The sequence below is a fragment of the Amycolatopsis sp. NPDC114504 genome, assembly GCF_055633595.1.
In genome coordinates, this window is sequence record NZ_JBVKDU010000001.1 from 1434919 (window position 1) to 1456670 (window position 21752).

Below are 21752 nucleotides of genomic sequence, written 5' to 3' on the forward strand. Positions count from 1 at the left end.
CGGTGACGGCGACGGGCGTGCCGCGGCCGCCTCGCGCGAGGGTCTCGATCGCGTCGCCGTCGTCCGAATCTAAGTCGTCGGGGTGGCGATCCGATCTCCCTCGGTCTCCGCGCGGCGGGCGAACATCGGTGCTCGCTCCGGGCGCACTCCCACCCCGACGAGGTACACCGCCAGCGTGCCTAGAACCGGCCACCGCTGTACCGCGGTCAAGATCCGGCCCGGCGGACCGGCCGCCGCTCCGGACTTGATCGGTCCGGCGAGGTCGGCGTGCATGATGCGCTGCAGCGCCTGGATCACCAGCAATGACGGCAAGCGGCGGCGCCGTACGCGAGCGAGGTCGGCGCTGCCGACCGCACCACGGCGCAAGGGCCCGGCCAGCAACCTCGCACTCGCGACGGCGTCCTGGACCGCGAGGTTGATGCCCATACCTCCCACGGGAGACATGGCATGAGCGGCGTCCCCGATGCACAGCAGGCCCTCGACGTGCCACCGGCGCACCCGGTCGAGCCGGACGTCGAGGTGTTTGACGTCGTCCATCGAGGCCAGCTCGCCGACGCGGTCGGCGTACTCCGGGAGGAGTTCGGCCACGTCACGCCGGAACGCGGCTATTCCGCGGGCGCGCAACCGGCTGTCGGTGCCCTTCCTCGCGACATACCCGATCTGGAAGTAGTCCTCGCGGGGGATGACGAACGCAAACCGTCCGCGGCCCGGCCGCCGGGTCAGCCGGCCGACCTGCTCGCCATCGCGGCGCGAGAGCTGGAACCACCAGGTGTCGAACGGAACTTCGAACTCGGTGACGCCCAGCCCGGCCGCCGCTCGCAGCACCGAATTCCGGCCGTCGCAGGCCACTGTGAGGTCGGCCCGGATCTCACGGTCGACCTGTTCACCCTTCGTGCGGTAGCGGACCCCGGCCACCCGGCCGCGCTCGCGGATGAGCGAGGTCGCCGTAGCGCTCATCTCGAGCCGGAACCCGGGCTCCGCCTTCGCGGCATCGACGAGTAAATCCAGCAGGTTCCACTGGGGAACGATCGCCACGTACGGATGCGGGACTCCCCACTTGCGCAAAGCGGCGAAGTCACCGATGGTCCGCACGCCCCCGTGCCCGTCGGGCAGGACGACCTCGGTGATCCTGGTCTGCGGCAACCGCGCGAACCGCTGCCCCAGCCCCAGCTCGTCGAGCAGCCGCAGGGTCGCCGGGTGCACGGTGTCACCGCGGAAGTCGTGCAGGAAGTCCTCGTGTTTCTCGAGCACCGTGACCTCGACCCCGGCTCTCGCAAGCAGCAGTCCGAGCACCAGTCCCGCCGGACCGCCTCCCACCACACAGCACGTCGTCCGCCCCACGGCGCCCCCGCCCCTCGTCGATCGTCCGGCGATCGCGCGAGCGGCAACCGGATGGTGTCGTCCCCGGCATACACCCGACCGCGGCGGGCTTGGGACGGCGAGGGGTCTTCGGGGCAGGTTTGTCGCCCTAACGTACGACGGCGGGACCCTCACTCCGGCGAATTCGCCCCGCCGACCGTCGGGTACATCCGGTTGAACCGCGGCGGCGCGTAAGCCAGGTAGCGTCCTGGCACGCCGTCCGCCTCGGCTGCCAGGCGGTTCAGCCTCCGGGGTGTGGTTTCGGGCCAGTGCCCGGTGCGCAGCCGGGTCAGGGTCCGGTCGATCGCCGCCTGTTGTTCGCCCGTCGTGTACGTGCAGTGCCCGGCCGTCCGGACGTACGTCTGCCGGAGCAGGGACGCGTTGCCCGCGCGGTCGACCAGAGCGCCGTAGGACTGCTGCTGGGCGACGGTCGAGATCTGGTCGCCCGTGCCGTTGACCGTGAGCACCGGAATCCGCAGGTCGCCCGTGAACACGATGCCCCGCTCGAGGTAGCGGACCGCCGCGGGATCGGCGGACACGCGGGGTTCGGCGGCGAGCCGGGCGAGGTCGGCACGGAGGTCGAGCCCCGCGCGCTCGTACAGCCGTCGCACGGTGTTCTGCCGGCTCGGTTCGGCCTTCGTGAGCTGGCGCGCGTAGTCGACTCCCGTGTTCCACGACGGGTTCCCGCCCGCCAGCTGCTCGATCGCCCGGCGGCTGCTGACCGCCTGCCCGAGGTACGGCAGCGGACCACCCGCGAGCGCCAGGAACATCCCCTGCTCGACGCCGTCGGCGTCGTGCTCGGCCGGGACCGGGGTCGGCGTGCCGTCGGCGGCCAGGCCCCAGCCCGGCAGCTGGCCGATCGCCGCCGCGAGGGCGATCCGCGCCTTGCCCGCCGCCGTCGCCTGGGCCGACGTCACCGCCGAGATCCACCGCTGCTGGTTCCCCGGGACATCGGCGGGGATGCCGGTCACGGGGAGCGCCGTGTCGCGGAACAGCAGGGTCTTGAGCGTGAAGACGGTGTCGAGCTTCTGGTTCCACTGCCCCACCGCGCCGCCGAGGCCGCCGCACATCGGGACGGCGGCGTCGAACCGCCCGGGGTGCACCTGCGCGACCCCGGCGGCGACCATCCCGCCCATCGAGCGGCCTTCGGCGATCGCGTACCGGGCCGGGCCGAACGCGGTTTCGAAGCGCCCGAGCGCCGCGGCCTGGTTGTCGATGGCTTGCGCGATGTTCCAGCCGGTCACCGTGCGCGTGGTGCCGCCCACCGCGTACCCGCGCCCGAGGAGGCTCGCGGTGAGCGCGCTCGACAGGCCGCCCGCGGCGAAGTCGAGGTCCACCAGCACCGCGCCGTTCCACCGGGCGGGTTTGGCGAAGGCGTAGGGCGTGCCGTCGGTCAGCTGACCGTCGACGCACCTCGCCGAGCCCGGGCAGGGTGGTCCGGCGTCGGCCGCGTAGGCGGTGGCGGGGAGACCGGCGGCGAGGACCACAGCCGCGGCCAGCACGGTGATTCGGGTACCCATGAGGTCCTTTCCGGACAGTCAGGTCAGATCAGGTCAGGCCGTCGAGCCACGCGGTCATCCGCGCGGTCAGGCTGTCGCCCGTGCGGGCGTCGACGTTGTCGGCGTGCAGTTCCAGCACCGGGATGCCCGCGGCGCGCAGGGCCCGGGTGGTGAAGTAGCTGCCGCGCGCGTCGTCGGAGACGAGGTGCACGACGCCGTCGACGCCGTGGTGCCGCGCCTCCTTGACGTACCACTCGGCCGACCACGGCGGGGTGTACAGCTGGTCGCCGAAGGCGGCGAAACGGGCGGCGAGGGCCCGAAGCGGGTCGTCGCCGTAGCGCAGGTAGCCGTCCGCGGCGATGGCCAGGTACATCGACCACACGAAGACCGCGCCGTGCGAACGCTGGAACCGCTGGTAGAACTCGAGGTCGAACCACAGCCCGCGGCCGACCCACATCAGCCGCAGCCGCTCGTCCGGGCACGCCGCGACGCCGGCGTCGATCCGGTCGCGCACCTCGTCGTGGAACGCGCGCGCCGCGTCCCGCGCCCATGCGGTGCCGCGGTGCCACTGGGGCACCATGACGCTCGGGATGCCGTCGGTGACCGCGATCGGGCACGGCCGGGCGGCCGCGATCAGGTCGCGGGTGCGGCGGTTCCACTCCTGCTGCTCGTTGACCAGGTCCAGGACCTCGCGGAACCGGGTCTCGGAGAACACCAGGCCGGTGGTCTGCTCGAGGAACCGGATCAGCCCGGTCAGCTCGCCGGTCAGCAGGTCGAGCCGGTCACTCCCGATGGCCTCCTCCCAGCGGTGGGGCATGAGCTCCCACCACCGCTCGGGGACCGTGTCCTCCGCCGCGCTTTCCAAGGCGTAGTAGGTGACATCGGGTTGCGCGTCCCAGACGTCGAAGATCTTGCGGGACGCGTCGCCGGTCGTCTCGCCGAGCACGATCGACGGCTTCGGCAGGCCACCCCACGGCGCCTGATCGGGATCGTCCTCGAACGCCGACGCCAGCGAAGTGGCGCTGTACTGCTCGATGTAGTCGGGGTAGCCGCGGTCGCGCAGCAGGCCGAGGTAGCGCTGGGTCTGCCGTTTCGCCGCGACGATCGAGGCCCACCACTGGTTGACGACGTACGGGATCCCCATCGTGCGGAAGATCTCCTGCGGCGCGTCCGCGTTGACCAGCGCCAGCGGACCACGCTCGTCGCGCACCCGGGCGAACCACTCGCGCTGGTAGGTGGTCGCCGTGGTCGCCGACGCCAGCCGGGCGGTCATACCGCCGCTCCGGCCGGGACCAGCGCGGCCAGCGCCTCGGGCGTCAGTTCGCCGTACGGCTGACGCTCCGCCAGGACCGCGCGCAGACCCGTCGCGGCGCGCTGCTCCGGGAAGTCCCACGGCGGCGCGTCGTCGTGCACGCGCGCGTACGAGAAGAGCACCTCCGCTCCACAAGCGCGAGCGGCCGCGGCGGTGTGCGCCGCGCGCTGCCGGATCGACGCGCGCGGCGCGGCCGGGCCGTTGTGCTGGTACCGCTCGGCCAGCGCGAGTTCCGTCGGCGCCGCGCACGTGCGCGCGAACAGCAGCTCGCCCCAGTCGTGGTCCTCCCCCACGACCAGGAAACCGTGGCGCTCCAGCGTTTCGTACACGCCCGGGCAGTCGTGGGAACTCCCGGTGAGGAACAGCCGCACCCCTTCGGTCTCGCGCGGATCGGCCGGCACGCCGTCGACGAGCGCGAGGGCGTCGGTGACCGGCAGCGCGGTGGTCTCGGCGACGACCTCGAGGAACCGGGTGCCGCTCAGCCGGTTCGCCCGGCGCAGGCCGGCGAGCCGGGTGAGCGACCGCCGGAGGGTGTCGTGCGCGGTGATGGCGGCGGCGAGGTCGTCGTCGCCGATGGGGTGCCAGCGGCCCAGCCACTCGCGCAGCCGCGCGATCTTCGCGTGGACGTACCGCGTGGTCGTGTGGTGCGGCAGGTGCAGGACGTCCACCAGCCGCACCGGCGGCAACCCCAGCGCCGGCTCGACCCGGTGCAGCTCCCGCAAGGCGTAGAACAGCCGCAAGGACGCTTCGCAGTCGCGGGAGACGACGATGGCTTCGAGCGGCCCGTAGTCCGCGGTGAGGATCCGCGTCAGGATCGACCGGGCGACCGGGTCCACCCCGCGACCGAGGTAGCGGTCGCCGGGCGCGTGGTTGCCGCCCGGCTGCCCGGTCAGCCGCAGCGGCAGCATGCCCGCCGCGGTGATCAGCTCGACCGGCACGTCCGCGCCGACGTACCCGATGACCGGGGCGCTCAAATCACGGCCTCCGACACCAGCTCCGCCAGCTGCTCTTCGGTGTAGCCGAGCAGTTCGCGGTAGACGTGCTCGTTGTGCTCCCCCAGCCCCGGCGCGGGCCGGTCGAGGGAGGCGCGGGCGGCGGAGAACCGGATCGGCACCCCGGTGCCGGCCAGGTCGGCGACGTCCCCGTGGCGCGGGTGCCGCAGCGGCACGACCTCCTCACGCGCCAGGACCAGCGGATCCCGCACCGCGTCACGCGGTTCCCGGACTTCCGCGGCCGGGACGCCTTCGGCGGTGAACGCGGCGAGGATCTCGGCCAGTGGCCGCACCCGGCACCACTCGCGGATGAGGTCGTGCAGCTCGTCGGCGGCGCCGACCCGCTGGTCGCGCGTGCGGTAGCGGTCGTCCCCGGCCAGCTCCGGGCGGCCGATCGCCCGGAGGACCCCGTGCGCGAACGCGTCGGTCGGCGCGCAGAGCGCGAGGTAGCCGTCGAGAGCGGGCAGGATCCCGAACGGCGCCAGCCGCGGCACCATCGACCCCGTCCGCTGGGGCAGGCCGACCGCGTCGAAGGCGTCGAACGGCTCGCACGCGACCAGCGAGGTCAGCGCGCCGAGCATCGACACGTCGACACGCTGACCCTCGCCGGTGTGCTCGGCCTGCAGCAGCGCCGACACCGTGCCGACCACGGCGAACAGCGGCGCCAGCAGGTCGCCGATCGGCAGGCCGAAGCGGACCGGACCTTCGTCCGGCTCACCGGCGGTCATCATGACCCCGCTCAGCGCCTGGATGATCGAGTCCATCGCCTTGCCCGACCCCGGGCCACCCTGGGCGCCGAACCCGCTGATCGAGGTGTAGACGAGTCGCGGGTTGATCTCCCGGACGTCCTCGTAGGAGATGCCGAGCCGGTCGGTGACCCCCGGGCTGTAGTTCTCGACCAGTACGTCGGCGTCGCGGACGAGGTCGGTGAACACGGCGTGCGAGCGCGGGTTCTTCAGGTCGAGGGTGACGCTGAGCTTGTTGCGGCCGCGCAGCAGCATCGACACCGACAGGTCGTCCTCGTGCCGCCGGGCGAGGTTCAGCCCGCCACGGCCGACGTAGGGCGCGTTGTTGCGGGACGAATCCCCGCCCGTGGCCGGGTTCTCGACCTTGATCACGGTCGCGCCGAGCCCGGCGAGCAGCAGGGTCGCGTACGGCCCGGCGAGCGCGGTCGTCAGGTCGATGACGGTGCGGCCGGCCAGTGGCTGGTCGGTCATGGGGAAACTCCCTCGGAAAGATCGATGAGCACTTCCGTGCCGCGGACGGTGAACCGGCCGTTGAGGCGGGCGCCGCGGGTGATGTCCTCGACGTACTTCGCCACGGCGTCGCCTTGCGGCGTACCGCCGACCGGCACCGGACGGCCGTGGACGTCGATCCAGCACGGGACGAAACCCGCTTCGCGCAGCCCGGTCTCGTCGAAGCGGCAGAAGGCGATGGCGGTGTTGCGGCTTTCGGGGTGGAACGGGAAGAACGGCATGTCCGGATCGGGCGCGAAGCCGTACAGCTTCGTCCGCCGCTCGGCCCAGGCGCGCAGCTCGTCCGCGCCGACACCCGCTCCCGGCGTCAGCGCGTGGGTGACGGTGACGAAGTTGCCGAGCCCGTGGTAGATCGTCCGTCCTTTGTAGACCTCGACGCCGCGCATGATGTGCGGGTGGTGGGAGAACACCGCGTCGGCGCCGGCGTCGACCGCCGCGCGCGCGACCGGGCTTTCGTACATCGCGACGACCACCGGGGTGTGCCCGACGCCCTTGTGCAGCGACACGAGCACGACGTCGACCTCGGTGCGCAGGCCGCGGATGTCCTCGGCCATCGCCTCCAGGCTGTCGGGATCGGCGAAGGTGTAGATCTTCGGCGGGCCGCCCGGGCTCGCGTGGTCCAGCTCGTAGTGGGTGAGGACGTGGACGTACGCGCAGCCGGGCTTGCGGGAGGTCGCCCACGAGTCGCGCGGGCCGACGCAGTTGTAGGACAGCACGCCGATGCGCAGGCCGCCGCGGTCGACGATCGCCGGGCGCCGGGCCTGGGCGAGGTCCGGTCCGGCCCCGGCCGTCACCATCCCCGCCGCGCGGGAGTAGGCGATGGTGTCGGCCAGCCCGCCGTCACCGGCGTCGTAGACGTGGTTGCCCGCCAGCGTGACCACCGCGAAACCCGCGTCGGCCACCGCTTTCAGCGCCTCCGGATCCGCCGGGGGCGCGGGGACGTCGGTGCTGCGCTGGACCGCGGTGGTCGAATGCGGCACCTCGACGTGCCCGATCGCCAGGTCCATCCCGCGCAGCACCCGCGCGGCCGGGGCGAGGAAGGACTCGGGGTCCGGCTCGTCCAGGATGAGGTCGCCGACGGCGCCGACAGTGATCACGAAGCACCCTCCTTTTCGGACAGATGACGGGACAGGAAGGCCCGCAGCCGGTCGGTCCGGGGCCGGGCGAACAGCTCGTCCGGTGGCCCCTCCTCGACGATCCGGCCCGCTTCCATGAACACGCACCGGTCGGCGACCTCGCGCGCGAAGGCCATCTCGTGGGTCACGACGACCATCGTCGTCCCGGCCGCCGCGAGGTTCCGCAGCACGGCCAGGACCTCGTCGACCAGCTCGGGGTCGAGCGCGCTGGTCGGCTCGTCGAACAGCATGACGCGCGGCCGGACCAGGACGGCCCGGGCGATGGCGACCCGCTGCTGCTGCCCGCCGGAGAGCTGCCGCGGGTAGTGGTCTTCGCGCCCGGCCAGGCCGATGCGCTCCAGCAGCTCACGCGCCTCCCGCTCCACAGTGGACCGGCTGCGCCCGTGGACGCGGATCGCCGCGTCGGTCACGTTGCGCAGCACGGTGAACTGCGGGAACAGGTTGAACTGCTGGAAGACCATGCTCATCCGGCGGCGCTGGGCGGCGACCCGCCGCTCGGTCAGGGCGCGCAGGCCGCCCGGTGAGCGCCGGTGGCCCAGCAGCTCGCCGTCGAGGTACATCGCCCCGCCGTCGATGGGCTCCAGCTGGTGGGCGCAGCGGACGAGCGTCGACTTGCCCGAGCCCGACGGCCCGATCACCACGACCGCTTCCCCTTCGCGCACGTCGAGGCTGACGCCCGCGAGCGCGGTCACCGGCCCGAACTCCTTGCGGACGTCGCTGATCCGCAGCACCGGCGCGGTCATCGGACCTCCCGGTGGCCGCGGGAGAACCGGCGCTCCAGCCGGCGCTGCCCCGCCGTCAGGACGGTGACCACGACCAGGTACCAGAAACAGGCGACCAGCAGCATCGGCACGATCTCGTAGGTGCGGTTGTAGATGACCTGCACCGCGTGCAGCAGGTCCGACATCGCGATGACCGACACCAGCGCGGTGCCCTTGAGCACGTTGATGAACTGGCTGCCCGCCGGCGGGATGATCACGCGCATCGCCTGCGGGAGCACGATCCGCAGCAGTGTCTGCCCCGGGGTGTAGCCCATCGCCCGGGCCGCGTCGCGCTGGCCGGGGTCGACCGACGAGACACCGGCGCGGAAGATCTCGGCCAGGTACGCCGACTCGACCAGCGACAGGCCGATCACCGCGGCGGTCAGCGGGGTGATGACCGTGTTGGCGTCCCAGGTCCCGAACACCGGGCCGAAGGGGACACCGATCGACAGCTCGGGGAGCAGGTAGGCGAGGTTGAACCAGAAGATCAGCTGCACCAGCGGCGGGATTCCGCGGAACAGCCCCACCCACAGCGTCGCGACCCAGCGAGCGGGCCCGAACCCGCTCAGCTGCATCGCCGCGACCACCCCACCGGCCAGCGAACCGAGGACCATCGCCGCGACCGCGAGCAGCACCGTCGTGCCCAGGCCCGCCATGACGCTCTTCTCGAAGAGGTACTTCGCCACGACGTCCCACTGGAACCGGGGGTTGCCGGCCAGGAAGACGACCAGCTGCGCGACGAGCACGACCAATACGAGCACGAACAGCCAGCGCAGCGGGCGGAACCGCCCGCGCGCCGAGGCGACGTCGTCACCGCCCGTCGCCGTCTCCTCCACAGTGGACATCGCGGTCATTTCGCGGAGGCCGCGTCGAACAGGGGTTTCGGGACCGTGACGTCGTCCAGGCCCCACTGGTGCATGATCCGCGTGTAGGTGCCGTTGCGGAACAGCTCCTCGAAGGCCTTCTGCAGCACCGGGCCGAGCTTGCCGGCCTTCGGGGTGTACAGCGCGAGGTTGTCCTTCGTGGCGCCCTGCTCCTCGGTCTGCGTCACGTACTCGTACTGCCCCTTCTGCTGGGTGGTCACGTCGATCGCCGCGGCCTGGGTCATCCCGGCGGCGTCGGCCCGGCCGGACTTGGCGGCGAGCAGGGTGGCGTTCGTGTCGTCGAGCCCGACCACCTGCACAGCCGCACGCTGTTCGCGTTCACAGAAGGTGGACAGCTTGGCGAGCTGGTCCTCCACGACGCTCGCGGTGACCACCGCGACGCGCTTGCCGCACAGGTCGGCGGCCAGCTTGATGCCGGCGGCGGAGCCCGCGGGGATCACGTACGAGGTCCGGGTGGTCATCCACGTGACGGTGTCGAACTGCTTCTCGCGTTCGGCGGTGGCCTTGACGGGCCCGTTGAAGGCCTCGTAGCGACCGCTGAGCATGCCCTGCAGCGCGGCCGGGAGACCGCTGACGACGGCGGTTTCCGTGCGCACGCCCAGGAGCTGGCCGAGCGCCTGCTGGAAGTCGTGGTCGATGCCGGTGACCGTCTTGCCGTCCGGGCCGACGGTGCGGTACGGCGGGTGGGAGTCGCCGGCGAACCGGAGGACACCCGAATCCTTGACCGCCTGCGGCAGCTGGTCGTGCAACGTCGCGTCGGCGGTCAGGGCCGCGGCCGTGGGCGCCGAGGCCGCGCCGTCGTCGACCGTGCAGCCGGCCAGCGCGAATCCGGCGGCGACCGCGGCGAGTGTGCTTCGACGCCATTGGCGAAGTGAGAAACCCATGTCGGTTACTTCCTGCGGAAGGCAATAGGTTGCTAAGCGGGTGCCGATCGTCGCATGATGTGTCGCGTGATTCAACCCCTCGATGCGACCGGCCGGACCGCACTGACACCATGGAGGCCATGGACACCGGCGGGGGGCACGCGATGACAGCGACACCCTCGGGCCCGCTCCCCCGCTCCCAGCAGGGGGCCGAACCCCAGCTGCTGCTGACGTCGCTGCTCGGCGACTTCTGGTACTGGCGCGACGAGCACATCCCGTCGGCCGCACTGGTGGAGCTGCTCGGCGAGTTCGACATCAGCCCGGCGAGCGCGCGGGCGGCGATCCGCCGCCTCGCCGCCCGCGGGCTGCTCACCGTGTCGCGCAGCGGGCGGACGACGGCGTACGGCATCCCCGCGCGCACGTCCGAGGTGATCATCGAACGCACCCAGCGGATGCTGACCTTCGGCACGACCGCGCCCGAGTGGGACGGGCAGTGGACCGTGGTCGCGTTCTCCGTGCCGGAACAGGACCGCGGGCTGCGCACGACGCTGCGTTCACGGCTGCGGGTCCTGCGCTTCGCCGCCCTCTACGACGGGGTGTGGGTCAGCCCGCACGACCTGACCGGCCCCGCGCTCACCGCGCTGCGGGAGCTCGATCTCCGCAGCGCGACGGTCTTCCGCGCCACCGAGGTCCCCGGCGACGCCGCCGGCCCGGTCGCGGCGTTCGACCTCGAGCCCCTCGCCGGGGAGTACGACCGGTTCGTCGAACGCTACGAAGAGGTGCTCACCGGCCTGGACGCCGGCCTGATCAGCCCGGCGCAGGCGCTGCGCACCCGCACCGAGCTGCGGGTGGACTGGCGCCGGTTCCCCGAGACCGACCCCGATCTGCCCGCCGAACTGCTGCCGGCCGACTGGGCCCGCGACCGCGCACAGAAGGTCTTCCTCCAGATCTACGACCGCCTCGGCCCGCTCGCCGAGCTCCGGTTCCGGCAGGTGCTGGCCGCCACCGACCCCGCGCTGGCCGAGTTCGCCACCCACCACGACTCGGTCAAGGTGGCCGCGTTGTTCGCCGCACTGGGCGATCGCCACCCGGTGGGCGACACCCCGTTCGAGCAGGCCGCCGAAGCCCGCCGCCTGGACGACGCGCGTCGCGGATAAGGGCGGCAGTTCCCCCTTCGTTCGCGCGGGCACATGGGCTCGAAAGTCGATCGAAACTCTTTGCGGCCCGGCGATGCACCGTGTTCTTCTGCTGACAGTAAGCAACTTTGTCGACGCGTGCTGTTAAGGAGACCACCGATGGCAGGAAGTTCGCCGGGCCCGCGCAGGTGGTGGCGGTCGCCCGCCACCCGGGCACTGGCCGGAGTGGCCACCGTGGCCGCGACAGCCGCTGTTCTGATCACCGCACCGGGCGCCGATGCCGCGGCCAGCACGCTCGGAGCCGCGGCCGCGCAGTCCGGCCGGTACTTCGGCACCGCGATCGCCGCGAGCAAGCTCGGCAACTCGGCCTACACCACGATCGCGGCCCGTGAGTTCAACATGATCACGCCCGAGAACGAGATGAAGCCCGACGCGACCGAGCCGAACCAGAACCAGTTCAACTTCTCGTCCGGCGACCAGATCTACAACTGGGCCGTCAGCCACGGCGCCAAGGTCCGCGGCCACACCCTCGCCTGGCACGCCCAGCAGCCGGGCTGGATGCAGAACATGGGCGGCAGCAACCTCCGCAACGCCATGATCAACCACATCCAGAAGGTGATGGCCCACTACCAGGGCAAACTCGCCTACTGGGACGTCGTCAACGAAGCCTTCAACGAAGACGGCAGCCGCCGCTCGTCGAACCTGCAGAGCACCGGCAACGACTGGATCGAGGTCGCGTTCAAGACCGCCCGCGCGGCCGACCCGTCGACCAAGCTCTGCTACAACGACTACAACATCGACAACTGGAACTACGGCAAGACCCAGGGTGTCTACAACATGGTGCGGGACTTCAAGTCCCGCGGCGTCCCGATCGACTGCGTCGGCCTGCAGGCCCACTTCACCGGCGGCAGCTCGGTCCCGAGCAGCCTCCAGACGACGATCTCCAGCTTCGCGGCGCTCGGCGTCGACGTGGCACTGACCGAGGTCGACGTCACGAACGCGTCCACGTCGCAGTACGCGGCGCTGACCCAGGCGTGCATGAACGTCGCGCGCTGCGTCGGCATCACGGTGTGGGGCGTGCGGGACAGCGACTCCTGGCGGTCCGGCGAGAGCCCGCTTCTGTTCGACGGCAACGGGAACAAGAAGTCCGCCTACAACTCGGTGCTGAACGTCCTCAACTCCGGTGGCGGCACCACCACGACACCGACGACGACACCGACGGGCACCACCACGCCGACCACCCCGACCACGACACCGGGTGGCGGGAGCTGCACGGCCTCGCTGTCGGCGGGACAATCGTGGAGTGACCGGTACAACCTCAACGTCTCGGTGAGCGGCGCCAGTGCGTGGACGGTCACCATGACCGTGCCGAGCCCGGCGCGGATCAGCGCCACCTGGAACATCAACGCGACGTGGCCCAGCAGTCAGGTCCTCGTCGCGACGCCCAACGGGAGCGGCAACAACTGGGGCGTCACCATCCAGCACAACGGGAACTGGAACTGGCCCAGCGTCAGCTGCAGCACCTCCTGAGGCACGGCAGCACAAGTCGTCGCCGGCCCGTTCGCGAACCGGGAGCTTCGCGAACGGGACGGCGATGTCGACGGCCGGAATCCGTCGAATCCCCTTCAATTCCTCCGGGCTCGCGTGGTCACGGCGTGGACGCGAGCCGGAACACCGGCCAGCCGATCTCGGTCCGCCAGCTCGCCGGATCGGGATCGTCGCGCGGGCCGACGAGATACGTCTCGTGGACGGGGCCGGCCACGGTGAGGGCGTGGTCGATCACCCAGGCGCCGAGCCTGCCGTAGGTGACGTCGATGTCGTCGTGGGGTCCGGAATGGACGACGACGGCGAGCTCGGCGCCCGGGAGGTGCACGGGCCGCACCCGGCCGCGGGCCGGCGGCTCGGCGACCGGCCGGTGTACCAGGACCGCGCCCCGCCCACCCGTGAACAGCTCGTTGGCGTAGCGGCCGCCCGGCGGCCCGAGCGGCGGGAGACCGGCGACCGCGGCGTCGAGCTCGGCCATCGCCTCGCCGAACCAGGACAGCACGTCGGCGTGGTCGACGACGCCCTCGACCGCGGCGACCGTCCTCGCCGCCACCGAGTGCAGCTCGACGTCCAGGCCGCCGTCGTCGGGACGCAGCAGCCGCCGCAACGACACCACCGCGGTCCGGGTCCGCTCCAGCTCCTCCTCCAGCCGCCGCAGGTGCCCGCCGACCAGGCCCGCTCGTTCCGCCGCGTCTTCGGTGGCGAGGATCTTGGCCACGTCGGCCAGCGGCACGTCCAGCTCCCGCAGCCGGTGGATGACCTGCGCGGCGGGGATCTGGTCCGCGGTGTAGTACCGGTAGCCGCTGGTGGGGTCGACCGACGCGGGCTCCAGCAGCCCGGACTCGTGGTACCGGCGCAGGGTCCGCACACTCAGGTGCGTCAGCTGCGCGAACTCGCCGATCGTCACTCCACGGGACACCCCACCACTGTGCACCCGCCTCGCTTGACCCTCTCCCCGGGGGAGGCCCCACCGTGGTCGGCATGACTGAAACGACCGAAACCCTGCCCGCGCTGATCACCGGCTACCTGACCGCCCACCAGGCTCGCGACCTCGACCCGGCGCTGGCCAGCTACACCGAGGACGCCGTCGTCACCGACGAAGGCAAGACCTACCGCGGCAAACCCGAGATCCGCGCCTGGCTTTCCCGCGCCGCGAGCGAGTACACGTACACCGCGACGCTCACCGCGGCCCACCGCGTCGACGACGAGCACTACGTCGCGGTCCACCACCTCGAGGGCAACTTCCCCGGCGGAGTCGCCGACCTGCAGTTCCGGTTCACGCTGGACGGGGACCGCATCGCCGAGCTGGTGATCGAACCGTGAGTGACCGGACGGTGCCTGCATTCGGCGGCTGACTTGTCCGGTGGACAACGTTGACAGTGGGTGCGGACGATCACCGGTCCGGAGCGTGGACGAGGAGTGCGCGTGATCCGATCACAGTCGACGAAGACGGTCCTCACGGTGGTGGCGGCGCTGACCATGGCCACGGCACCCGCCGCCGCGCAGGCCGCCCCGGCCGCACAGGCGGACCAGGCCGTCGTCCAAGACGGCCATGCGCGGTTCCAGGTGCTGACCCCGACGCTGATCCGGCTCGAGTACGCCGGCGACGACCGGTTCCAGGACCAGGCCACCTTCACCGCCGTGAACCGGTCCTTCCCCGCGCCGGGCTACACGACCACGGTCAGCGGTGGCTACCGCGAGATCCGGACCGCGAGCCTGACGCTGCGGTACCGGCAGGGCAGTGGCCCGTTCACCCAGGACAACACCTCCGTCCAGCTCACGACGACGAACGTCACCGCCGCGCCGCTGTTCCCGTCCTACTGCGCCTTCGCGACGGCGTGCGAGGCCGAGAACGGCGTCCCGGGCGGCTCGGCGGCGACCGCCTACGACCACGCCGGGCGCACCGGATCCGGGTTCCTGGCGGGATTCACCTCGGTCGGGGCGTCGCTCGCGCAGGACGTCTCGGCCGTGCCGTCGGCCGGGCAGTACAAGCTGACGGTCCGCTACGCGAACGCCCAGGGCGGCGACGGCCAGAACACCACGCGCACCCTGTCCACCACCGTCAACGGCGCTCCCGGCCCGCAGTTCACGCTGCCGGCCACCGCGTCGTGGGACACCTGGGCGACCGCGTCGGTGACCGTGCCGCTGAACGCCGGGACGAACTCCCTGCGCGTGGAACGGAAGTCCGGCGACTCCGGCAACGTCAACCTCGACAGCCTCGCCGTCACCACGGCCGCGGCCGGCTACCCCGCCGCCGACACGGCGCTGCTCACCACCGCCTACGGTGCGGGGCCGAAGTCGGTGCTGGGCGGCTGGGACCGCTCGCTGGACAACCCGGAGGCCGTCCCGACCCCGGAACACCCCGGCCTGCTGGACCGCGACGGCTGGTACCTGCTCGACGACACCCGCTCGGCCGTCCTCAACGCCGACCGCACGATCACCGACCGGGCGTCGCACGGCACGCAGCCCTACCAGGACGGGTACTTCTTCGGCTACGGCAATAACTTCAAGCAGGGCCTCGCCGACCTCAACGCGCTCACCGGGGGCACCGCGCTGCTGCCGCGCTCGGCCTACGGCGTCTGGTTCTCCCGCTACTTCGCCTACTCGGACAACGACTACCGCACGAGCCTGCTGCCGAAGTTCCGCTCGACCTTCACCCCGATCGACTGGCTGGTCGTCGACACGGACTGGAAGTCGCCCTCGCAGTGGAACGGCTGGAACTGGAACTCCGCGCTCTTCCCCGACCCGCAGGGCTTCCTGAACTGGACCAAGCAGCAAGGTCTGGCTGTCTCGTTGAACGTCCACACGTCCATCGCGGGCAACGATCCGCGGTTCGCGGCCACGAACGCGACCGCGGGCGGCCTGATCCCCGACGGCGGGAACTACGTCTGGGACTGGTCGAAGCCGGCGCACCTGCGTTCCTACTTCGACCTGCACCAGCCGTTCGACGCCCAGGGCGTCCGGACGTGGTGGCTGGACTACTGCACGAGTTGCGGCCGTTCGACGGCGTCGGACCCGGGCGTCGCGCCGGACAACTTCATCAACCAGGCCTACGCCGACCACGCGGCCGCCCAGGGCCTGCGCGGCTTCTCCTTCGGCCGCATCGGCGGCGCCGAGCAGGGCGGCATCCACAGCAGCTACCCGCTCGGCCCGTGGTCGGAGCGCCGCAACACGCTGCAGTTCACCGGCGACACGCCGCTGAGCTGGGACATGCTCGCCTACGAAGCCCACTTCACGTCGGACGAGGCGGCCGCGGGGCTCAGCAACGTCAGCCACGACATCGGCAGCTTCCACGGCGGTCACCTGCCCGACGAGCTCTACGCACGGTGGCTGCAGCTGGGGACGTTCCAGCCGGTCGACCGGCTGCACTCCGACCACGGCGACCGGCTGCCGTGGGACTATCCCGGCGCGGCGGGCGACAGCGCGGAGAAGTTCCTGCGCCTGCGGGAATCCCTCGTCCCGTACACCTACACCCTGGCGAAGCAGGCGAACCAGACCGGCGTGCCGATCACGCAGCCGCTCTACCTGAACTACCCGGACCAGGACGCGGCCTACACCCACCCGCAGGAATACCTCTACGGCGACAACGTCCTCGTCGCCCCGATCACCGCCGCGGGCGGGTCGGTGTCGGCGTGGATCCCGCCGGGCACCTGGACCGACTACTTCACCGGGACCGTCTACACCGGACCGTCGACGGCCACGATCACCAAGCCGCTGTCGGAGATGCCGGTCCTGGTCAAGGCCGGCGGCATCGTGCCGATGCGCACGAACTACGTCGACAACGCGGCCGCGCCGGTCGACCAGCTCACGCTGAACGTGACCGCGGGCGCCGACGGCACGTTCTCCCTCTACGAAGACTCGGGTGAGGGCGCCGGGGCGTCGTCGACCACCCGGTTCGGCTGGCAGGACTCGGCGAAGACCCTGACCGTCGACCCGGCGTCGGGGACCGCCCCCGCCCGGGCCTACACCCTCCGGCTGGCCAACTCCGCCGCGCCCACCGCCGTCTCCGTCGACGGTCAGCGGCTGCCGGAGACGGCGTGGGCGTACAACGCCCACTCCCGCACGGTCACGGTGACGACGGCGAGCCTGCCGTCTAACGCGCGGCACACGGTGACGCTGTCCGGCAGCGCCGCCGACAACCCCGCCGCGGGCCAGGTGTCCGGCCGCGGCGGGCTCTGCCTGGCCGTCCACAACGGACAGACGACCGACGGCACGGCGCTGGAGCTGGCCGCGTGCGACCACTCGGCGGGTCAGCAGCTCACCCCGCCCGCCGGCGGCGGCACGGTGCGCGTCCTCGGCAAGTGCCTCGACGTGGCCGGCGGCTCGACGGCCGCGGGGACGCCGATCCAGCTCTACACCTGCAACGGCACCGCCGCCCAGACGTGGCGCCTGACCGCGGCGGGCCAGCTGGTGAACTCCGGGCGCTGCCTCGCCGCGACGGCGGCCGGCGACGGCATGCGCCTCGCCGACTGCGCCACCACCACCGACCAGACGTGGCAGTTCCCACCGGCGCCGCTGACCGGTCCGGCCGGGCTCTGCGCCGACGTCGCCGACGCCTATCCCGCGTCGGGCTCGGCGGTGCAGCTGTACGGCTGCAACGGCACCGACGCGCAGCGGTGGAGCGCACCGGGCAACGGTTCCCTGCGGACGCTCGGCAAGTGCCTCGACGTCGTCAACGGCGCGACGGCGAACGCCACGCCCGTGCAGCTGTGGGACTGCAACGGTTCCGCCGCGCAGCAATGGACGTCGGCCTCGGACGGGACGCTGCGCAACGTCGGCTCGGGACGCTGCCTCGACGACCCGGACAACGCCGGCAAGCCGGGTGACCGGCTCCGGATCTACGACTGCAACACGACGACCGCACAACGGTTCACGCTCGGGTCGTGACCCGGTCCAGGTCCGCCAGGTCCAGGACGAACCGGTAGCGGACGTCGTTGCGCCGCAACCGGTCCAGGGCCTCGTTGACGCGCGCCGACGGGAGCACCTCGACGTCCGCGGTGACGCCGTGTTCGGCGCAGAAGGCCAGCATGGCGGCGGTGACGGGCAGGCCGCCGCTGCCGCCCGAGGTGAGCTTCTTGCGCCCCACCAGCAAGTCCATCGTCCGCACGGTCACCGGCCCGAGGTACCCGACCTGGCTGAGCGTTCCGTCCATGGCGACGAGGCCCAGGTACGGACCGAGGTCGTGCGGCACGGCGATGGTGTCGATGACGACGTCGAACCGATCCCGGGCGGCGGCCACCTGGTCCGCGTCGGTGGAGACGACGACACCGCCGGCGCCCAGCCGGCGAGCGTCGGCGGCCTTGTCCGCCGTCCGGCTGATGACGGTCGTCTCCGCTCCCAGCGCCACGGCGAACTTGACCGCCAGGTGCCCGAGGCCCCCGAGCCCGGCGACGGCGACCCGCGTGCCCGGCCCCACGCCGAGGCTGTGCAGCGGCTCCCAGACGGTGATCCCGGCGCAGAGCAGCGGCGCCGCGGCCGCCGGGTCGAGCCCGGCGGGCAGGAGGTGGGTGAAGCGGTCGCGGACGACGTAGTCCCGCGTGTACCCGCCCGACGTCGTCGAGCCGTCGCGGCGGTCGGTGCCGCCGTAGGTGAGGGTCGGGAACTCGCGGCAGAAGTTCTCCTGCCCGGCTTCGCACATCACGCAGACGCCGCACGAGTCCACGATGTTGCCGACGGCGACCGCGTCACCGACGGCGAACCGCGTCACCTCGGTCCCGATCCCGGTCACCACGCCGGTGAACTCGTGGCCCGGCACGAGCAGGCCGCCGGAGTGGGCGTCGAGGGAGTGGAGGTCGGTGTGGCAGACCCCGCAGTACCCGACCCGGACCGCGACGTCGTCCGGCCGCAGGTCCCGTCGTTCGACCGGCACCCGCCGCAGCACCGGGTCCCCGCCGTCCGCTCCCCATCCCGTGGTCGTCCGCATCCCGGCTCCTCTTCAAACAGACTGTTCGGTCTATTTCACCGTAGGCACGGTCTCGCGAAAAAGCAAACCAACTGTTCTGTTTGGTAAGCTCGCCCGATGGCCGACCACCCCACGACCGCCCGCGGCACCGCGACCCGCGACCGCATCCTCGAGGCCGCGACCAGGGAGTTCGCCGAGCACGGGATCGCGGGCGCCCGCATCGAGCGGATCGTGGGCGCGGCCCGCACCAACAAGGCCCAGCTCTACGCGTACTTCGGCAACAAGGACGCGCTGTTCGACGCGATCTTCTTCGCGTCGCTGGAGCGGATCGTCAACGTCGTCCCGATCGACGCCACCGACCTCGCGGACTGGGCCGTGCGCCTCTACGACGAGTACCTGCGCCGCCCCGACCTGATCCGCCTGGCCACGTGGGCCCGCCTGGAGCGACGCCCGGCCGGCCACCTCGTCGCCGACGCCGACCGCCTCGACGACCGCAAGCTGCGGGCGATCGCCGAGGCGCAGGCCGCCGGCCTGGTGCTCCCGGGCGACCCGTTCGACGTGATGGCCGTGGTCATCGCGATGTCGATGGCCTGGTCCCCGGTCAGCAACGTGTACGCGGCCACCGCGGAGGAGGCGTCCGAGGACCACGACAGACGCCGCACGCTGCTGCGCGACACCGTCCGGCGCGCGGTGATGGCGAAGTGACGGGCTTCGCCTCGACCTCCGCGCTGGACGTCGCGTACGAGCGGACGGGCCCGGCGGACGGCGAGCCGGTCATCCTGCTCCACGGCTTTCCTTACGACGTGCGGTCGTTCGACGAGGTCGCCCCGCGGCTGGCCGCCCGGGGCGCCCACGTGCTCGCCCCCTACCTCCGGGGGTTCGGCGCCACGGCGTTCCGCGACGGATCGACCATGCGGTCGGGTCAGCAGGCCGCGCTGGGCCACGACCTCGTCGAGTTCATGGACGCGCTCGGCATCGGCTCGGCGGTCCTCGCCGGCTACGACTGGGGTGGCAGAGCGGCCTGCGTCACCGCGGCCCTGCACCTGGAGCGCGTGAGCGGGCTGGTCACCGTGGACGGCTACAACATCCAGCACATCCCCACCGCGAACGAACCCACCAGGCCCGAGTGGGAGCAGACCTACTGGTACCAGTTCTACTTCCACTCGGAGCGCGGGCGGCGTGGCCTCGAACGCAACCGCGAAGAACTCTGCGCACTGCTGTGGCGCAGCTGGTCGCCGACGTGGCACGGCGCCGACGCCGCAGGAGGCACCGGAGGAGTTCGCGGACGCGGTCGCGACGCTCCTGGTCAGCAGTCCGCCGCCGTGAGGATCGTCCGGGCCACCACCTCCGGGTGCACCAGCGGAACGGCGTGGGAGGACTCGACCTCCACGACCGTGGAGCCCGCCCGCTCGGCCATCCACCGCTGAGCCTCCGTCGGGATCGAGTTGTCCCGAGTGGACACGACCGCCCACGACGGCAGGGCGTGCCAGCTGGCGGCGTCCGCGAAGCTGCCCTCCAAGGTCACCGGGTCGAACGGCTTCTGGGCGGCGGCCAGGATCTTCCGGTCGCGCGCATCGGCGTCACCGGCGTAGACGTCGCCGAACCGGTCCGGCCGGAGGTACACCTCCGCGCCACCCGGGTACTCGCGCACGACCAGGTTCTCCGGGACGAGCAGGCTGCCCGGGAACTTGCCGTTGAGCGCGCCCGCCGTCTCCCCCGCGTCCTGCTGGAACGCCGTGACGAACACCAGCGACCGGACGTCGTCGGTCAGGGCGCCGGGAGCCGAGATGACGGACCCGGCGTAGGAGTGCGCGGCGACCACGAGCGGGCCGGTGAGCGTGCTCAGGAACTGCCTGAGGTAGGCGATGTCGCCGTCGAAGTCGCGCATGGGCAAGGACGGTGCGATGACGGAGTGGCCCGCGTCCTGCAGGCGCGCGGAAACCCGGCGCCACACCGAGGCATCGGTGAGGGCGCCGTGGACGAGAACGAATGTCGGCTGGTTCATGTCCTCAGTCTCGGCGCCGCGGGAGTCCGCGGACAGTGGCAGCACTGCCACCTACCGAAAGATGACTGCCACGGTCAGGCGTCGCCGAAGGTGAAGGATTTCCGGTGCTCCCGGGGCGAAACCCCGGTCACGCCCCGGAACTGCACGCGCAGGGTGGTCGCCGTGCCGAAGCCGACGCGGCGGGCGATGTCCTCGATGGACAGTTCCGTGCTCTCCAGGAGCTCCTTGGCCCGGGCGACGCGCTGGTCGCGCAGCCAGGTCAACGGAGGCAGGCCGGTCTTCTCGCGGAAGCGCCGGTGGAACGTGCGCTCGGACATGGCGAACCGCGTCGCCACGTCCTTCACCGTGAGAGACTGCTCCAGCGACACGAGCATCCACTGCCGGGCGCGCGCGATGACGTCGTCGCCGGGCGGGACGACCGCTTTCTCCACGAACTGCCGCTGTCCGTCGGCGGGGCGCGGCGCCATGACGATGCGCCGCGCGACGTGCCGCGCCGCCGCCGGTCCCAGGTCGGCGTTCAGCAGGTGCAGGCACAGGTCCACCCCCGCCGTGACCCCGCCCGACGTCAGCACCGCATCCGTTCCGGCCACCAGCACCGACTGGTCGACCGCGACCGCGGGAAAGCGCTCGGCGAGGTCCGCACACAACGACCAGTGGGTGGTCACGGTCAGCCCGTCGAGGACCCCGGCCCGCGCCAGGGCGAACGCCCCGGAACAGATCGACACCATCCGCACGCCCCGGCGGTGCGCGCCCGTCAGCGCCCGCAGCAGCGAACCGGGCAGCTCCCGCTCCACGGCGTCGGCGTACCCCGGCACGACGATCGTGCCCGCCCGGCGCAGCAGCTCCAGCCCGCCGTCCGGCACCACCGTGGTGCCCCCGGCCACCGGCACCGGACCGCCCCCGACGGACACGGTCACCAGGTCGTACGCCTCCGGCGCCTCCCGGCCGAACACGTGGACCGGGATCGCGTAGTCGAGGGGCAGCACGTCCTCGAGGAGGACGACCACCATCCGGTGCCGGGCCACGGCGGAATCCTAGCGGCTACTGACCGTCATTCCGTCCATACAGCTGTCCGGGCAGCCGCGCTGCACCTACGAACCCT

Annotated in this window: 18 protein-coding genes and 1 pseudogene; 6 read left to right on the top strand and 13 right to left on the bottom strand. The window is 72.0% G+C overall.

What is annotated here, in order from left to right; all coding sequences use genetic code 11:
- Positions 1-69: 69 nt before the first annotated feature.
- The 9 genes from ACZ7PG_RS06700 to ACZ7PG_RS06740 form a co-directional block, all read right to left on the bottom strand.
- Positions 70-1341, bottom strand: a complete 1272-nt coding sequence (locus ACZ7PG_RS06700; RefSeq protein ID WP_470238113.1) for an FAD-dependent oxidoreductase — start codon at positions 1339-1341, stop codon at positions 70-72.
- A gap of 149 nt (positions 1342-1490) precedes the next feature.
- Positions 1491-2879 (bottom strand): DUF6351 family protein, encoded by a 1389-nt coding sequence (locus ACZ7PG_RS06705; protein WP_470238114.1) that lies wholly within the window; start codon positions 2877-2879, stop codon positions 1491-1493.
- Between the two features lie 28 nt (positions 2880-2907).
- Positions 2908-4131, bottom strand: a complete 1224-nt coding sequence (locus tag ACZ7PG_RS06710) for a 2-hydroxyacyl-CoA dehydratase (protein ID WP_470238115.1) — start codon at positions 4129-4131, stop codon at positions 2908-2910.
- Positions 4128-5144 carry a 2-hydroxyacyl-CoA dehydratase gene (locus ACZ7PG_RS06715; RefSeq protein ID WP_470238116.1) on the bottom strand — a complete coding sequence of 339 codons (1017 nt, stop codon included), beginning with the start codon at positions 5142-5144 and terminating at the stop codon, positions 4128-4130. Before ACZ7PG_RS06715 ends, ACZ7PG_RS06710 begins: the two co-directional genes overlap by 4 nt.
- Positions 5141-6379, bottom strand: a complete 1239-nt coding sequence (locus ACZ7PG_RS06720; RefSeq protein WP_470238117.1) for a CaiB/BaiF CoA transferase family protein — start codon at positions 6377-6379, stop codon at positions 5141-5143. Before ACZ7PG_RS06720 ends, ACZ7PG_RS06715 begins: the two co-directional genes overlap by 4 nt.
- A complete protein-coding gene (locus ACZ7PG_RS06725; protein ID WP_470238118.1) occupies positions 6376-7515 on the bottom strand; it encodes a CapA family protein in 1140 nt (379 codons plus the stop codon). The genes ACZ7PG_RS06720 and ACZ7PG_RS06725 overlap by 4 nt, the downstream gene beginning before the upstream one ends.
- Complete coding sequence (locus tag ACZ7PG_RS06730; RefSeq protein WP_470238119.1) at positions 7512-8297, bottom strand: amino acid ABC transporter ATP-binding protein; 786 nt, start codon at positions 8295-8297, stop codon at positions 7512-7514. Before ACZ7PG_RS06730 ends, ACZ7PG_RS06725 begins: the two co-directional genes overlap by 4 nt.
- Positions 8294-9169 (bottom strand): amino acid ABC transporter permease, encoded by an 876-nt coding sequence (locus ACZ7PG_RS06735; protein ID WP_470238120.1) that lies wholly within the window; start codon positions 9167-9169, stop codon positions 8294-8296. The genes ACZ7PG_RS06730 and ACZ7PG_RS06735 overlap by 4 nt, the downstream gene beginning before the upstream one ends.
- Positions 9166-10083 (bottom strand): transporter substrate-binding domain-containing protein, encoded by a 918-nt coding sequence (locus tag ACZ7PG_RS06740; RefSeq protein ID WP_470238121.1) that lies wholly within the window; start codon positions 10081-10083, stop codon positions 9166-9168. The genes ACZ7PG_RS06735 and ACZ7PG_RS06740 overlap by 4 nt, the downstream gene beginning before the upstream one ends.
- Before the next feature lie 119 nt (positions 10084-10202).
- On the opposite strand from ACZ7PG_RS06740, the gene ACZ7PG_RS06745 reads away from it, so the two are divergent.
- Positions 10203-11219 (top strand): PaaX family transcriptional regulator, encoded by a 1017-nt coding sequence (locus ACZ7PG_RS06745; RefSeq protein WP_470238122.1) that lies wholly within the window; start codon positions 10203-10205, stop codon positions 11217-11219.
- Positions 11220-11357: 138 nt separating this feature from the next.
- Positions 11358-12728: a glycoside hydrolase family 10 protein gene (locus ACZ7PG_RS06750; protein ID WP_470238123.1), complete on the top strand. Its 1371-nt coding sequence runs from the start codon at positions 11358-11360 to the stop codon at positions 12726-12728.
- Positions 12729-12846: 118 nt separating this feature from the next.
- Here the strand turns inward: ACZ7PG_RS06750 and ACZ7PG_RS06755 are convergent, their stop codons facing one another.
- Positions 12847-13662: a MerR family transcriptional regulator gene (locus tag ACZ7PG_RS06755; RefSeq protein WP_470238124.1), complete on the bottom strand. Its 816-nt coding sequence runs from the start codon at positions 13660-13662 to the stop codon at positions 12847-12849.
- 62 nt (positions 13663-13724) lie between these two features.
- Between ACZ7PG_RS06755 and ACZ7PG_RS06760 the strand changes: the two genes are divergently transcribed.
- Both ACZ7PG_RS06760 and ACZ7PG_RS06765 read left to right on the top strand, forming a co-directional pair.
- Entirely contained in the window at positions 13725-14066 is a 342-nt protein-coding gene (locus tag ACZ7PG_RS06760) for a nuclear transport factor 2 family protein (protein ID WP_470238125.1), read from the top strand.
- A gap of 102 nt (positions 14067-14168) precedes the next feature.
- Positions 14169-17630: a ricin-type beta-trefoil lectin domain protein gene (locus ACZ7PG_RS06765; protein ID WP_470238126.1), complete on the top strand. Its 3462-nt coding sequence runs from the start codon at positions 14169-14171 to the stop codon at positions 17628-17630.
- On the opposite strand, the gene ACZ7PG_RS06770 is transcribed toward ACZ7PG_RS06765, so the two are convergent.
- Positions 17614-18666 (bottom strand): NAD(P)-dependent alcohol dehydrogenase, encoded by a 1053-nt coding sequence (locus ACZ7PG_RS06770; protein WP_470238127.1) that lies wholly within the window; start codon positions 18664-18666, stop codon positions 17614-17616. The genes ACZ7PG_RS06765 and ACZ7PG_RS06770 overlap by 17 nt on opposite strands.
- A 96-nt stretch (positions 18667-18762) precedes the next feature.
- Here ACZ7PG_RS06770 and ACZ7PG_RS06775 point away from each other — a divergent pair, with 96 nt between their 5' ends.
- Positions 18763-19350 carry a TetR/AcrR family transcriptional regulator gene (locus ACZ7PG_RS06775; RefSeq protein WP_470238128.1) on the top strand — a complete coding sequence of 196 codons (588 nt, stop codon included), beginning with the start codon at positions 18763-18765 and terminating at the stop codon, positions 19348-19350.
- Positions 19347-20072, top strand: coding sequence for an alpha/beta fold hydrolase (locus ACZ7PG_RS06780; protein WP_470238129.1), 726 nt, complete (start codon positions 19347-19349; stop codon positions 20070-20072). The genes ACZ7PG_RS06775 and ACZ7PG_RS06780 overlap by 4 nt, the downstream gene beginning before the upstream one ends.
- Here ACZ7PG_RS06780 and ACZ7PG_RS06785 read toward each other — a convergent pair.
- Both ACZ7PG_RS06785 and ACZ7PG_RS06790 read right to left on the bottom strand, forming a co-directional pair.
- Positions 20039-20650: pseudogene (locus ACZ7PG_RS06785) on the bottom strand (alpha/beta hydrolase); the annotation flags it as partial. The gene ACZ7PG_RS06780 and the pseudogene ACZ7PG_RS06785 overlap by 34 nt on opposite strands.
- Positions 20651-20724: 74 nt before the next feature.
- The gene (locus ACZ7PG_RS06790; RefSeq protein ID WP_470238130.1) at positions 20725-21675 is read right to left on the bottom strand and encodes a GlxA family transcriptional regulator; all 951 of its coding nucleotides are present in this window, start codon (positions 21673-21675) and stop codon (positions 20725-20727) included.
- Between the last annotated feature and the right edge of the window lie 77 nt (positions 21676-21752).

Excerpts from the sequence above, each read along its gene's own strand:
- ACZ7PG_RS06775 (WP_470238128.1), top strand. The coding sequence starts at position 18,763 with ATGGCCGACCACCCCACGACCGCCCGCGGCACCGCGACCCGCGACCGC.
- ACZ7PG_RS06735 (WP_470238120.1), bottom strand. The coding sequence starts at position 9,169 with ATGACCGCGATGTCCACTGTGGAGGAGACGGCGACGGGCGGTGACGAC.
- ACZ7PG_RS06740 (WP_470238121.1), bottom strand. The coding sequence starts at position 10,083 with ATGGGTTTCTCACTTCGCCAATGGCGTCGAAGCACACTCGCCGCGGTC.
- ACZ7PG_RS06730 (WP_470238119.1), bottom strand. The coding sequence starts at position 8,297 with ATGACCGCGCCGGTGCTGCGGATCAGCGACGTCCGCAAGGAGTTCGGG.
- ACZ7PG_RS06745 (WP_470238122.1), top strand. The coding sequence starts at position 10,203 with ATGGACACCGGCGGGGGGCACGCGATGACAGCGACACCCTCGGGCCCG.
- ACZ7PG_RS06705 (WP_470238114.1), bottom strand. The coding sequence starts at position 2,879 with ATGGGTACCCGAATCACCGTGCTGGCCGCGGCTGTGGTCCTCGCCGCC.
- ACZ7PG_RS06760 (WP_470238125.1), top strand. The coding sequence starts at position 13,725 with ATGACTGAAACGACCGAAACCCTGCCCGCGCTGATCACCGGCTACCTG.
- ACZ7PG_RS06750 (WP_470238123.1), top strand. The coding sequence starts at position 11,358 with ATGGCAGGAAGTTCGCCGGGCCCGCGCAGGTGGTGGCGGTCGCCCGCC.
- ACZ7PG_RS06720 (WP_470238117.1), bottom strand. The coding sequence starts at position 6,379 with ATGACCGACCAGCCACTGGCCGGCCGCACCGTCATCGACCTGACGACC.
- ACZ7PG_RS06710 (WP_470238115.1), bottom strand. The coding sequence starts at position 4,131 with ATGACCGCCCGGCTGGCGTCGGCGACCACGGCGACCACCTACCAGCGC.
- ACZ7PG_RS06770 (WP_470238127.1), bottom strand. The coding sequence starts at position 18,666 with ATGCGGACGACCACGGGATGGGGAGCGGACGGCGGGGACCCGGTGCTG.